The organism is Nitrososphaera sp., assembly GCF_050748925.1.
GTDB lineage: Archaea > Thermoproteota > Nitrososphaeria > Nitrososphaerales > Nitrososphaeraceae > Nitrososphaera.
Window position 1 is genome coordinate 1 of record NZ_JBOGQF010000052.1, and the last position, 12,282, is coordinate 12,282.

At 55.9% G+C, this 12,282-nt stretch carries 15 protein-coding genes and 1 pseudogene; 6 read left to right on the plus strand and 10 right to left on the minus strand.

The annotated features are described in order from the left end of the window. From ACREAY_RS05890 to ACREAY_RS05905, 4 genes and pseudogenes are all read left to right on the plus strand, one after another. Positions 1-524, plus strand: a pseudogene (locus ACREAY_RS05890) (UDP-N-acetylglucosamine-1-phosphate transferase); the annotation flags it as partial. A gap of 6 nt (positions 525-530) precedes the next feature. After that, positions 531-749, plus strand: coding sequence for a hypothetical protein (locus tag ACREAY_RS05895; RefSeq protein ID WP_431754835.1), 219 nt, complete (start codon positions 531-533; stop codon positions 747-749). A 119-nt stretch (positions 750-868) separates the two neighbouring features. Further along, positions 869-1,729: a lamin tail domain-containing protein gene (locus ACREAY_RS05900; RefSeq protein WP_431754836.1), complete on the plus strand. Its 861-nt coding sequence runs from the start codon at positions 869-871 to the stop codon at positions 1,727-1,729. A gap of 120 nt (positions 1,730-1,849) precedes the next feature. Further along, positions 1,850-2,197 (plus strand): P-II family nitrogen regulator, encoded by a 348-nt coding sequence (locus ACREAY_RS05905; protein WP_431754837.1) that lies wholly within the window; start codon positions 1,850-1,852, stop codon positions 2,195-2,197. Here ACREAY_RS05905 and ACREAY_RS05910 read toward each other — a convergent pair. Both ACREAY_RS05910 and ACREAY_RS05915 read right to left on the minus strand, forming a co-directional pair. Further along, complete coding sequence (locus ACREAY_RS05910; RefSeq protein WP_431754838.1) at positions 2,194-3,627, minus strand: ATP-binding protein; 1,434 nt, start codon at positions 3,625-3,627, stop codon at positions 2,194-2,196. The two genes, ACREAY_RS05905 and ACREAY_RS05910, sit on opposite strands and share 4 nt — an antisense overlap. Continuing rightward, positions 3,624-4,637 carry a DNA double-strand break repair nuclease NurA gene (locus ACREAY_RS05915; RefSeq protein WP_431754839.1) on the minus strand — a complete coding sequence of 338 codons (1,014 nt, stop codon included), beginning with the start codon at positions 4,635-4,637 and terminating at the stop codon, positions 3,624-3,626. Before ACREAY_RS05915 ends, ACREAY_RS05910 begins: the two co-directional genes overlap by 4 nt. A 102-nt stretch (positions 4,638-4,739) precedes the next feature. Here ACREAY_RS05915 and ACREAY_RS05920 point away from each other — a divergent pair, with 102 nt between their 5' ends. Further along, positions 4,740-5,231 carry a hypothetical protein gene (locus ACREAY_RS05920; protein WP_431754840.1) on the plus strand — a complete coding sequence of 164 codons (492 nt, stop codon included), beginning with the start codon at positions 4,740-4,742 and terminating at the stop codon, positions 5,229-5,231. On the opposite strand, the gene ACREAY_RS05925 is transcribed toward ACREAY_RS05920, so the two are convergent. From ACREAY_RS05925 to ACREAY_RS05950, 6 genes are all read right to left on the minus strand, one after another. After that, entirely contained in the window at positions 5,218-5,724 is a 507-nt protein-coding gene (locus ACREAY_RS05925) for a hypothetical protein (RefSeq protein ID WP_431754841.1), read from the minus strand. The two genes, ACREAY_RS05920 and ACREAY_RS05925, sit on opposite strands and share 14 nt — an antisense overlap. 26 nt (positions 5,725-5,750) lie before the next feature. Next, complete coding sequence (locus tag ACREAY_RS05930; protein WP_431754842.1) at positions 5,751-6,377, minus strand: CPBP family glutamic-type intramembrane protease; 627 nt, start codon at positions 6,375-6,377, stop codon at positions 5,751-5,753. A 691-nt stretch (positions 6,378-7,068) separates the two neighbouring features. Continuing rightward, complete coding sequence (locus tag ACREAY_RS05935) at positions 7,069-7,383, minus strand: hypothetical protein (protein WP_431754843.1); 315 nt, start codon at positions 7,381-7,383, stop codon at positions 7,069-7,071. Continuing rightward, positions 7,383-9,281: a Glu-tRNA(Gln) amidotransferase subunit GatE gene (gatE, locus tag ACREAY_RS05940; RefSeq protein ID WP_431754844.1), complete on the minus strand. Its 1,899-nt coding sequence runs from the start codon at positions 9,279-9,281 to the stop codon at positions 7,383-7,385. The genes ACREAY_RS05935 and gatE overlap by 1 nt, the downstream gene beginning before the upstream one ends. Positions 9,282-9,317: 36 nt before the next feature. After that, positions 9,318-10,622, minus strand: a complete 1,305-nt coding sequence (gene gatD, locus ACREAY_RS05945; RefSeq protein WP_431754845.1) for a Glu-tRNA(Gln) amidotransferase subunit GatD — start codon at positions 10,620-10,622, stop codon at positions 9,318-9,320. A 120-nt stretch (positions 10,623-10,742) separates the two neighbouring features. Continuing rightward, positions 10,743-10,874: a hypothetical protein gene (locus ACREAY_RS05950; RefSeq protein ID WP_431754846.1), complete on the minus strand. Its 132-nt coding sequence runs from the start codon at positions 10,872-10,874 to the stop codon at positions 10,743-10,745. A gap of 152 nt (positions 10,875-11,026) precedes the next feature. Between ACREAY_RS05950 and ACREAY_RS05955 the strand changes: the two genes are divergently transcribed. After that, the gene (locus ACREAY_RS05955; protein ID WP_431754847.1) at positions 11,027-11,386 is read left to right on the plus strand and encodes a TRAM domain-containing protein; all 360 of its coding nucleotides are present in this window, start codon (positions 11,027-11,029) and stop codon (positions 11,384-11,386) included. Positions 11,387-11,413: 27 nt separating this feature from the next. On the opposite strand, the gene ACREAY_RS05960 is transcribed toward ACREAY_RS05955, so the two are convergent. Next, positions 11,414-11,767, minus strand: coding sequence for a hypothetical protein (locus tag ACREAY_RS05960; protein WP_431754848.1), 354 nt, complete (start codon positions 11,765-11,767; stop codon positions 11,414-11,416). A gap of 32 nt (positions 11,768-11,799) precedes the next feature. Beyond that, positions 11,800-12,282 (minus strand): nicotinamide-nucleotide adenylyltransferase (locus ACREAY_RS05965; RefSeq protein WP_431754849.1); only part of this gene is annotated, 483 nt, incomplete at its 5' end.

Consider the following 12,282-nt stretch of genomic DNA (forward strand, 5'->3'; position numbering starts at 1 on the left):
ACGTCTTGAACGGCGTGGCAAGCGGCTTTGTGATAATTGCCATGGTGCCCTTGCTTGCTGCAGTCGCTATATTTGGCAGTATGGACATTTTTCTTGCAGGCCTGCCGCTCCTGCTTGCGGCAGTCGGCTTTTACAAGTACCATAGGTACCCCAGCAGGATATTCCCCGGCGACTCGGGCACTCTCCTCTTGGGCACGATGTACGGCGCCCTTGCAGTGGCAGGCCGGGCCGAGATAATAGGCATCGTCGCGCTCTTGCCTGCAGTCGTCAACTCGTTTCTGTTCCTGTCCAGCGTCAAGCGCATAGTGGAGCACCGGCAGGTAAAAGCAAGGCCAGTCACGCTCCTTGACGACTATCGCCTCGCGGCGTCAAAGGACGCCGGCGCCCCGGCTACCCTCGTGCGCCTCATAGTGGCCGACGGCCCCCTTGGGGAAAAAGAGGTAGGGCACAGGATATTGCGGCTTGCGATAATCTCGGCTCTCATGGCCTTTGCCACCATCGCCATCCAGTATTTCTTGAGGTGATATGGGGTGGGACCTGCGCTTTTCATGGCCGGCATGTGGGCGATGGTGCTCGCAGTGGCCGCGTTTCTCGTGATGGTGGTCGGGCCGATAGACGCGCTGCTTGGCAACACCTCGAGGCTCGCAATCTCGGCAGTGCAGGCCGTGGTAGCCATCGCCTCGGTGGTGGCGCTCGCCTTTGGCCTCGGCAGGCTAAAGAGGGCGTACCTGCGCAGAAAGCTCCATTGAGAGCGCACCCTAGAGCCAGTTTTCATAATCGTTATTATATACCGACGCCTTTTGGACATTGCACGTAACCTATAATGTCATACAAATTGAGACTTGCGGCAGCGTTGTTGGCTGGCCTCGTGGCTGTTGGCGGTCTTGGCGGCATAGGCCTCATGAGCATGGCAAGCGCCCAGCCTGCAGGTGTCAAGATAAACGAAGTTGAGCTCAACCCCCGGGGCAGAGACGCAGGAGGGGAGTGGGTCGAGATTTACAACCCGACTTCTGCAGATGTAAACATTGGCGATTACAAGATCAAGACTTCATACCGTTCTACCACGATAACGATACCCGCCGGCATTGTCGTCGGTGCCGGACAGCTTTACGTCCTTGCAATCGAAGGCGAAAAGCTGTCAAACGGCGACCTGCTGACGCTTGCAGACGGCGTCGACCAGACAGTTGACAAGATTGCCCTCGTGGACAGGAGCGACAGCAGCCTGACATGGCAGAGGCTCCCTGACGGCGGCAGCGCATGGAGGTTTTTGGAAGGCACCAAGGGCATTGCAAACGACCCTGCAACGTTCCAGATCGCCAAGTCCACTCCTGCAAATAACGGCAGCGTCACTACCACCAAACCTGCCAATGCCGGCCAGTGCGTAGGCTCTGCCCTTTGCATAGAAGGCAGAGTTACCCGTGTGGTTGATGCAGACACGCTTTGGGTCACGGTAGGGGCCAACAATCACAAGGTTGTCGACCTCTCGCTGACAAAAACAACACGGAACGACAAGTTGTTCACCCAGGGGCTATGCCTTGGAAGCAATGCGCTTGTAGACCAGGACGACAAGCAGCCCGGCAAGGGCAAGAGTATCATGGGTGTCGTTTATTGCGCATCGACCAACCTCAACCAGCAACTCCTCGACAGCGGCCATGTGGCCCTTGCCCCGCGGCAGTGCGCAACCAGCGAGTTTGCGAGCCAGGACTGGGCCAAGAGGCACGGCTGCTAATAGCTATATTTTTTGCTAATTTTATGATAAATGCACTGATTGCGTACTTTTGGGTAATTTTGAACTCCTCTTGACAATTTATTTGAAAACCTTATATTGTAACTTCCTTTAGAACGTGCCATGAAGCGTATAGAGGCAATAATTGCCAGCGAAAAGGTCAGCGCTGTGAACGATGCCATCAAAAAGGCGGGGATCAGCGGCGCAACTATTCTGGACGCAAAGGGCAGAGGCAAGGGCGACAAGCCGCGGGTCATGAGCGGCAGGGGAACCTCGGCACACGCTGCAGAATTCTCGTCCAGAGCTAATGTTATCACGGTTGTCGACGACTCGCAGGTTGACTCTGTGATCAAGGCCATTCTGGATGCCGCCAGCACAGGCGCTGCGGGCGACGGCAAGATATTCGTCTCTTCGGTGGGCGAAGCGGTGGACATTGGCTCCAAAAAACGCAGCACATCTGGCATGGTCTAGCCCTTCTTTTTGAAGAACCTCTTGGTCTCGCCCAGCGTGAGTACTTCGGATGCCGCCACTTTGACCACCACCGGCAGGTCGCACACGGCCTTCCCGATGGCAAGGCACTGCCTCTGAGGCAAAGTCCTGACAATCGACCGTATCGTATCGCCGTCTGCCAGGGACACCTTGGCAATCTTTTCAAGGTCCGAGTCGTTCGTGAAATTAAAGAGGAATATGTTGTCGACTTGCCGGTAGATGCCGTCGTTCAGGGCGTCCGGCTGGTTCGTGACAAACGTCGTATAGACGCCAAAGTGCCTCATCCTCGTTATCAGGTCCTCCCAGTACGTCTCCCTGATGTAGAGATGCGCCTCCTCCGCAAAGAGGAATATCGGCGGGATGACCTTACGCTCCAGCAGGTCAACTATCTTGCTCAACACCAGCTCAACCGTCATTCGCCTGACCGTGCCTGAAGACTCGCCCATGTTTATTATCAGAGCGGCCCCGCCGCCCTTCATGGCGTCCTCAAAGCGAAAGCCGCCCGAGTCTGCAAACAGCCGCGACGACTGTATCGAATGGAACCTTGAGACTAGCGCGTCGCGCACAAGCTCGTTGATGTTCCACGTGTTGACCGCGTTCCCTATCGCCTCTACGCCAAGCGTCTTTTTGTTTTCAAGCCAGTCCCAGATCCGGAAAAACTCGCGCAAGGATGCCGGCGGCATGTCCAGCGCGTTTTTCAGCATCCCAGATACTGCCGCCTTGCCGCAATAGTCAAGAGACAGCTTTAACCCCTTGCCGGGCTCCAGTGCCATGACCCTGTCGTGGATGGAAGAAGGCGAGCCGTCGCGGTTGTACGCCAGCCCGCCGTACTCGTTGTTCAGGTCAAAAACAACCACGAACGCGCCGTGCTGGACGAGCGTCTTTACCAGCAGTTTTGACAGGTGCGACTTGCCGGATTCCTTTTTGCCCGTTATTATCGTCAGCTTGCCGTCAAGGTCCTCTGCAAATATCTCGAAATCCTCGTCGCCGGACCTGCCCACCGGTATCGGGTACACGCCCGTCCTGCCAAGCAGCGAGTCCAACTCCTTCATCTTTAACCTCCTTATCTTTGACTCGACCCTCGATGGCAGCCAGGTCACGTCGCTTGTCAGCCTGCCGTCGACGACTGCTGCCCTTATCTTGGCCTTGAATATCCTTGCGTCCCTCACGAGCCGCGACAGGCTCCCTATGTTGAGCGGATCGTGCAGGTTCTCGGCACTTGACGCGTTCACCACCTCTTCTCTGACCATGTCCTCGATTAGCGACTGCGACGACAAATATTCTTCATCATACACCTGCACTGCCATGCTCCTGCCCTTGTCCTCTATCAGCAAATAGTCACCCTTTGCCGCCGCGTCGCCCTTCATCGCCAGCAGCAAGAGCTCGTTGCCGTTCTTCGCGAGGATCTTCATACCATTATCGACCCAAGGAGCGTCCTGCGGATGTCGTCGGAAGCCAGCTCTGTCACGTCATAGCTGTTGAGCACGTGGCTGCGCAGGCAGGTGACCTCTGTGCCTGTAAACGTAGAGATGTGGTGCGCAAGCCTGAGCGTTTCGGGATAGCCGGATGCCACCGGGTCGTTGCCAAGGAGCTTGCCAAGCGCCAGGTCCCTGTCGCCCACCACGTCGACCCTGAGGACCGGCGAGTTCCTGTCAAGCCGCGCCATCATGTTGCTGCCGACAGAGCCCTTTATCAGGCTCTTGATTATGATGTCAACGTCGATGTACGCCGGCCCCGGCACCTTGGCCAGAGGGGCGGCCGCCCTTTCCAGTATCTTTAGTTTCGTGTTCTTGCTGATGCCTGCAAGCAGGTTCTTGTAAAGCACGCAGTTTTCAGCAATCTTGCTCATGTTGCGGCTTCTGTCCTCAAATATCGAGGTGCGTAGCGAGCCGTCCACCAAGATTATAGAGTTGCGAAAGTGGCTGGAAAGCTCGAACTGGATCGCCCTCTCTGCCCTCACCCTGACGAGGCGCCTTGCCACGTCGCTGTCTGAAAGCACTAGCCTGGCGAGCCTGTCGTCCAGCTCCGAGTCGTAGACGGTGCTCTCGCTCAGGTAAAACAGCATGGGGCCAAGTTTAAAGTGCATGAGGGCCGCCCCGCCGTACGCCATGGCAACACCGCACTTTATCGCATACAGGGCGCCCTCCTCGGTGTCCGCTATCTTTATGCTGCTCGAATCGATGGCCGCGACCATCGTATTCTCCCTGACAGGCCTGATAGTCGTTATTGTTGGTGCGCAATATGACTGCCCTGCTTTGAAGCCCCACCCGTCAACCGGGACGAGAGCCTTGTCTTCGGCGCTAAAGATGATTTTTTTCCCTCTCAATTCTTCCAGTTTCGGAGCCAGGCACTTGCTCATCGACTCTACTATGCCAAAATCACCCATGCTGATGCTTGCAGGCGGATTTAGTTGCGTGGCCATGTTGTTCAACAAGATATGCGGGCACGATTATATTAATATTGCGCAACATGAACAATATGGACAACAACAGGTTTATCAATAGCTTTGGCAACCGGAATTGTCGTGAGCGAGCCCCGCCCGCCAGATGAGGTAAAGATAAAGCTAAAGCACGGCGAGTGGGAAGTAGAGATAACCTGCCTTGAAAGCAAGGTCCGCCAGGTGGTTGAGACGGTCCTTTCAAGCGTCGATTCAGTAAAGTTTGCAGACTCTGCGGTCCAGGGGCAGATTGACGAGCTGCGGCAAGAGATTGAAGCATTAAAGTCAAGGCCTGCCGAGCCGAGACCCACAAACGGCGAGCAAAAGCCGGTCAAGGGGGGCATGACCTGCAGGGGGCTGATTGAAACGCTCTGGCTTGAGGGGTATTTTGGCGGCGAAAGGTCGCTTGGCGACGTGCACGAGGAGCTGTCAAGAAGGGGCTACAACTATGACAGGACCGCAGTCTCGCATTCCCTGACGGACATGGTCCGAGAGACGATCCTGACGCGGGTCGGGACTATGCGCAACTATCGGTACATACAGAAAAGGCCGCCTGGCGACGCCGCTAAGCCCGGCTGACCTTCTTTTCAACGAGCGAGTTGAGCCAGTGTATCCCTGCCGTCGTTATCCTGTATTTTCCCGGCTCCTTGTCGTCCCTCGCAACGTGGCCCGCCTTGACCATCTCTGATATCCTGGAGCTTATCGACTTGGGATTGAGCGCGGTCGCCGACTGGATCTCTGACACCTGCATCGCGTCGTCCTGCGCCTTGCCCGTGTCTTTGGCTATCCTTGACGCCACCAGCTGGAGCGCCACCATGTCCTTGTCTGACAGCCTGACCTCCGAGTCGGGGATCACGCGTGGGCCTTCAGGCGTTATCTTGACCAGGCTTGCGTACCTGCCGACCAGCTCTGTTACTTCATAATTCAGCGAGACTTTTTTTGCAAGGTCCATCGCCGGGACCTGCTTTGAGAGGAAATTGAATACCGACGCCATGACGGACTCGGCGCTGCCGGAAAACTGGACCTTGACGTCGCCCACGGTTACGCTGACGTTTACGCTCTGGTCGCTCATGTCGAGATGCTGAAAAAGCCTTCCGCCTATATATTAATCCGTTCTCTTTTTCTGCGCCACATGTACAGGACGTACGTGCCGCCCAAGAGCGCGGCCGAAAGCGCAACATATCCAGCATTATAGAGCATGTCCTGTTCCAGCATGGTGCACTGGATGTCGCCAGAGGCGCACCCTGCGCCGAAAAAGACACCGTTCCACGCCGAGTGGGCGGCCACTGCAAACCAGCCCTTGCCGCTTGCCCATGTCCTGAGGCTAAAGAAAAGCGACGGGACGACGAACAGCCAGTTGCCAAACGCAAGCTGCGCAAGCTCGATATTTTCCGTGTTAAAGATGTGCAAAAACGCCCACACGGGGCCGGTGACAATCATTGCGTGCGGGCTGCCAAAGACGTAAAACGGTATGCCGAAAAATATTGTCTCTTCAATGGGGCCGGCTGCAAGCACGCCGATGAGCGAGCGGGGGATGCTTGGCTCTTCATAGCCAGGCACGACCAGCGAGAGTATCGCCGTGCCGGCAAGCAGTAGGCCGATGCCGATGCCGTGGTAGAACAGGAGCATCTTGGCAAGGTAGCCGACAGAGTTTCTGCGGAACCTGGTGAGCCACGACCTAGGGTGCAAGTCGGCTAACTCGTCTGCAAACCTGCCAGCTTTCACTGCCGGCAAGGCTGTTTTCGCGCTAAAGAACGTTTTGCTACATCCTGAACTGTACCTAAAGGTCAGTGGCAGCTTGAAATACCTTGAACCGGTTTGTGACATTTTTACAATATTCGATAAACTCCGGCATAGTTCTGTCTGACTTTGTTCGATTGCATTTGCGACAAATTATCTGTATGTTGTTAATTGTAATATGACTCTCGTTATTAGCCCTGTCAAGAGTTGGTCTGCTATCATTCCTATTCGACCTATCTCCGTTCCAATCTAGTTTACAACCACAAATACCACAATGAGTGGTTTTCTTGGCAAGCTCTATGAGTTGGCTAGGTTCTATCTTCATATCAAATCCTGTCCTTACATGACTGCTCCATGATTTTTCCAGCCATGTCACATAAGGATCACTCTTGTGCTTTGACTCTCGCCTTAACCTTGCTCTTGCAGTATCACAATCCCGACAAGTTGCCATAACTGCACTAACGCGAAGCCCTTTTGTGTTGAAATGGCATGGGGCAAATTCCGAATTGGGTTTGACAATATGACAGTCTGAACAATATGTGAGGTTTCTAGCTAATCTTTTGGGCCTGACCTGCAATATAACCCGGAAGATAGTTTCATTATTTAAGCAATTTTAGAATAGAAATGTTGTCAGCCGACGACTTGTTATGGTCCTTTGGCAAGGGGTCAACCGATGCTACATCCAGTCTTCCCATGCTGAAACGTATCGGCCAAGTAATGCCATGGCTTGAGGCGACTGCGCTTTTGCCTCTGCGATGCTGTCGACGAAAAGCTTTAGCGGGCTGGGCACCTTCTCAAGGGCCATCATGTCGCCTTCGCACTCTGTTACTATATTTTCAACCTCTTGCATGTAGGCGCCGGCTATGGACTGCAATATCGCGCTGATTTCGCCTTCTTGCACGCCAGCTTCTGCCAGCTGCCTTTTCAAATTTTCAGAATTGACTGAAAGCGACTCTGTGTAATGGTCCCTGACATGCTTTGGCTTGTGCATTATCCGACCATCTTTTTCAGTTTTTCCTTCAACATAGCGTTTATCTTTTGCCCGTCTGCCTTGCCCTTTATGACTGCCATGCACTTGCCCATCAGCGTAGAAAGCGCTCCCATGCCCTTTTCTTTTACCACTGCCATGTTTTCCGCGATTACCTTATCGATGGCGTCTGATAGCTCGCCGTCGCTCATCATCGACGCGCCGAGCGCCTTGGCCGCCTCGTCCACAGTGCCTGCTTCTCCTTTCATCATCTTTTCAAATATGAGCGCAACCGACTCCTTCGCTATCGAGCCTGCGTCCAGCCTCCCAAAAACATCTGCAATCACCGCACCTGTAATGGCGGCCGAATCAAGCCCCTGCCTCTGGAGGCTCGTCAGGTCCTCCGTCAGTTTTGCCGCAATGAACGTGGGCTGCACCCTGGTAGTCGCCGCAAGCTGCTCAAACACCGGCAAATAGTCAGAGTCAAAGATCTGGTTTGCCAGCTTGCCGTTCAGGCCGTATTTGCCGGCAATGGCGCCTACCATCTCGTCCCACGGCTTTGGCACCTTGCCTGCAAGAGCTTTTAGCTCTGCGTCGGTTACGGCGATTGTTGGTATGTCGGTTTCAGGGTACATCCTTGCGGCGCCGGGCCGCGGCCTGCTGAACACCGTCCTGCCGTCGACCGTGGCCGCGCGGGTCTCTGCCGGCACGCCTGCTGTCGACGCCTTTAGCCTCCGTATTATCGCGTCCGACGCAAACTTGACCTTCTCGCCCGGCCCTCCCACAATGATAAACGCGTCGTTTTCGGCAAGCGCGAGCCTTGCCCTGACCGCCTTGACTTCCTCCTCTGTGATGCCATAGTTTGGCAATTCATCCGAATGGAACACGCCGCCAAGGTCGTAGAACCTGACAAGCTCGCCCAGCTCTTTGCCGAGCCTTATGCCGGGGTACGGCTCGTAGCCTATCATGCCAGCAAAGCCCGGCGCCCTTAACACCTTGAACACGGCGCCTGGCGACTCGTTGATCTTTTTCACGACCTTGGACGCCGACTTGTACATGATGTCCGTGATGTCCTCGATCCTGTCGCCCACCGCGCCTGCGTTGACTTTGCGCTCATTCAATTTCCCTGCTATCAGGACGAGGCCGTGCTGCCTGGACATTTCGTGCTCGATTACTTTTATCAGCTGGTCAAGCTGCTGCACCCCCTTTACCTCTACCACCGCGCCGCCAAGGATGGAGACGTTGACGTCCTGCCTGATGCTGCCCAGGCCTCGGGCGACCCTCTTGCTTGAGCGCAGCAGCCTGCCAAGCGTCAGGGCGACTTGCATGATGTCGTCCGACTTGCCGGTCACCGGCTCTAGCGCGATCTCGACCAGCGGGACGCCGAGCCTGTCAAGGCCGTATTTCCTCATCTGCCCGTCGTCGCCGACCACCTTGGAGGCGTCCTCTTCAAGGCATATGCTCTGCACGCCCACCTTTTTGCCGCCGGCGTCAAGGTGGCCGCCGGACGCCACCAGCATGGTGCGCTGAAAGCCGCTGGTGTTGGAGCCGTCGATGACTATTTTTCGCATGACGTGGATCTCGTCCATCACATTGGAATTGAGCGCAAGGGAGAAGATGAGCGCAGTTTCAAGCGCGTCCGGGTTGACTTCGTGCGGCGGCTCCTCGTCGGCCTCTACCAGGCAGCTTGTGCCTGCAGCCGCGTGATATTGCGCAGCGCGCATCTTGCTTGCCTCAAATACGGCTGCGGGGTCGTAGGCGCCAAGCTCGCTCTGGGTCGGGCGCAGCCTGCGCATGAACGTGCGGTCGTACTTTTCTGCCTCCACGCTGCGGCAATTGCAAAACAGCTTGCTCTTTGTCGCCAGCTGCTGGTGGATTTCAAAGCCCACCTTGAGGTCAAGCGTCGCCGGGTCGGGTGCCAATGCAAAAAATTGTGCCGTGCACGTATTAAGCCTTGCCTAGATCGGGATAGCTTCCGAGATCTCGCCGGCAATGTTTTCCTGCATCGCCTTTTTGACATTGGGCGCGTTGGCAAGGGCCCACATCGCCTTGGCAGTCGCGGTCTCGGCTATCATGTCTGAAAGCGGGACGACGCCAATGTCTAGCAGGTCTCGGCCCGTGTCGTAGACGGTCATACTCACCCTGCCCCAGATGCACTGCGACGCCATGCAAACGACGACGCCTTTCTCTATTGCCTTTTTGATGCTCGGGAAGCAGTTTTTGTTGACGTGGCCGAGGCCCGTGCCTTCGAGTATTATCGCCTTGCAGTTTGCGCTGTCAATCATCGCAGGGTCAAAGCCGGGGTAGTATTTCAAGAGGGCAACGCTGCTGTCAAACCGGCTCTGAAGTTTCAGCTCGCCCCTGCCCCGCGGTGCGAGCTCTATGCCGCTTGCCTGCATCTCTACTGCGCCGCCCTTTACTATTGCAGCCGGCGTGACATCTATCGATTCAAACGCGTCGCGCCTGCTCGTGTGGTTCTTGCGCACCCTCGTGCCGACGTGCACTGCCACCGCGTCGTCAGACGTGCCTGCGTGCATTGCGACAAACACCCCTGCAACCCCGGCAGTTGCCGCAAAGACCGTGGCGCCGAGCATGTTGAGCGCCGCGTCAGAAGATGGCCTGTCAGAGGACCTCTGCGCGCCCACCAGTACGACCGGGACGGGCAGGCCCTGCAGGGCAAAAGAGAGCGCTGCGGCAGTGTAGTGCATCGTGTCTGTGCCGTGCGATATCACCACGCCAGAATACTTGCCCGACCTGACCTTTTCTGCCACCTTTTCCGCGATGGCCGCCCAGTGCTCTGGCGTGAGGTTCTCGCTGTATTCGCTCATGAGGACCTCGGGGTCGACCGTGGCATGGCTGGCAAGCTCGGGAACAGAGGCATACAGCTCTGACGCAGAGAGCGCCGCCTTCACGCCTCCCGTCCTGTAGTCTATCTTGCTTGCTATCGTGCCTCCCGTGCTGATGAGTGCCACCCTCGGAAGGCCGGGATTTTCAGCCGGCACCGGCGGGGCGGCAGGGGCCTCGCCTTTGGCAGAATCTATCTTCTCTATCGACTTTACCTTGGATACGTCGACGCCCGCGTTGTATCCGCTCTTTAGCTTTATCACGATATAGTCTTCGCTTGCCGATTCATAGCGCGGCATGAGGATCCCACTCATCTCGCCTTCTGCCGTCACCACCGACACGGCGTCGCCTGCGCACACGCCATACATTGACAGCAACCGGAGCCCCGCGCCCCTGTAACCGCCGCTATCGCCTGACAATGGTTGCAAGTCGTGCGCCTTGGTATATTAACGAGCCTGTAAGGAAAGGCAACGAAGGAAAACACTAGTTACAGCATCTTCTATCCGAATACCTGTTGCCTTGACGCCTGGATTTCGCGGTTACTTTTCGCAGTAATCGCAGTCTGCCTTGTGGTCCTTGATCGTGCCTGACAGTCGCCACCAAGGAGGAGAAAACAGCTTGTACTTTTCCAAATCCCTGCGCGCGTCCTTCATACTTTCACATTCACGCATATCAATTCTCTCTAACAATTAATCGCATTTAAGACTATTGTATTATCGATCCTATTCTCAAAGATGGAAGGCATGCAGGCAGCCATTCTGTGCCTGAATTCTGCCTGCCTCGTACATCCTGTTTATATTGCATGCCGGCCAATATGTAAAACATGTCATACGGCGGAAGAGGACGTTACGGCGGAGGAGGCGGAGGCTACGGCAGCGACCGTGGCTTTGGAGGCCCCAAGCCGGTCGAAACAGGCAAGCAATACGACGTGCAGGTCACAGAAATAAGCAGGCAGGGCGACGGCATCGCGAGGATACAGGGCTTTGTCATCTTTGTAAAGGGCGGCAAGGTCGGGCAAAAGGCCAAGATAAGGGTCACCAACGTGGGCGCAAGGTTCGCGACTGCAGAAGTCGTGAGCGAGGGATCCGCTCAGGGGGAGTCAAAGGACGTGGCGCCCCAGGTAAGCGAGCAGGAAAAGCCCGAACTCTCGGATTACAAGAGCACCGAAGAGCCAGCCTCATAGCACCGGCAAGGCCGGCACATTTTTTCTTTACCTGCGCTCCGAAATCTCAATATTGCGCTCTTCAAGCATCTTTAATATCGCGCGCTCGATGTCTTTTACCGTGATGTAGCCAAAGTCCCACGCGTCGATAAAGTGGCGGTACTCGTTTTCCATAACCTTTGCAGTCTCTTGGAACTCGGCCATCTTGGCAAGGGTGTCCGGGGACCTGAACCCCTTGGCCACCATTATTGGGCACCGCTGGTCGCCCCCTATCGGGATGTACCACGCGTTCTTGGCAAACTCGTATCGCCCGTCCTTTATCATGTTGTACATGCGCAAGAGCTCGTCGTTTGACAGCTTGCCCATGTCTGCATACCATTCATTGTCAAACCTGCCAGCCAACAATGGCATTATGCAGAAGCTGAAAATATACTTTAGTGCCTGTGGTCATGCTGGGCGACTATCGCCTTTACCCGCTCCTCGCCGTTTATGGCCTTTATCACGCCGGCGACCGGCTCCGGCACCAGCTCCTGCCAGTCCTCGCCCTCTGCCATCCGCCTCCTCACCTCGGTGGCCATCATCCTGCTCCTTTCGTAGAGCGGGGCTTCGACCGTCCTGACGCCCCTCTCCCTGAACAATAAAAGCGTGAACGGGTCGTTTGCAAACACGACGTCGTACTTTGGCACGAGCATGTCGACCTGCCGGGTCCACAGCGCGTGCACGTCGACGTCGGGAACAGGCACTATCAACACCCTGCCCGCGTCGGCGCCCTTTTCGGCGTCGATCGACGCTTTTATCATCATGATGCGCTCGCCGGCCGTGAACGGGTTTCGCATCTCGTGGCTCTTTTGCGCGCTGCCGACGACCATGACGAGGGTTTGCACTGATTTCAGCGCAAATTTCACAGTCTCCAGGTG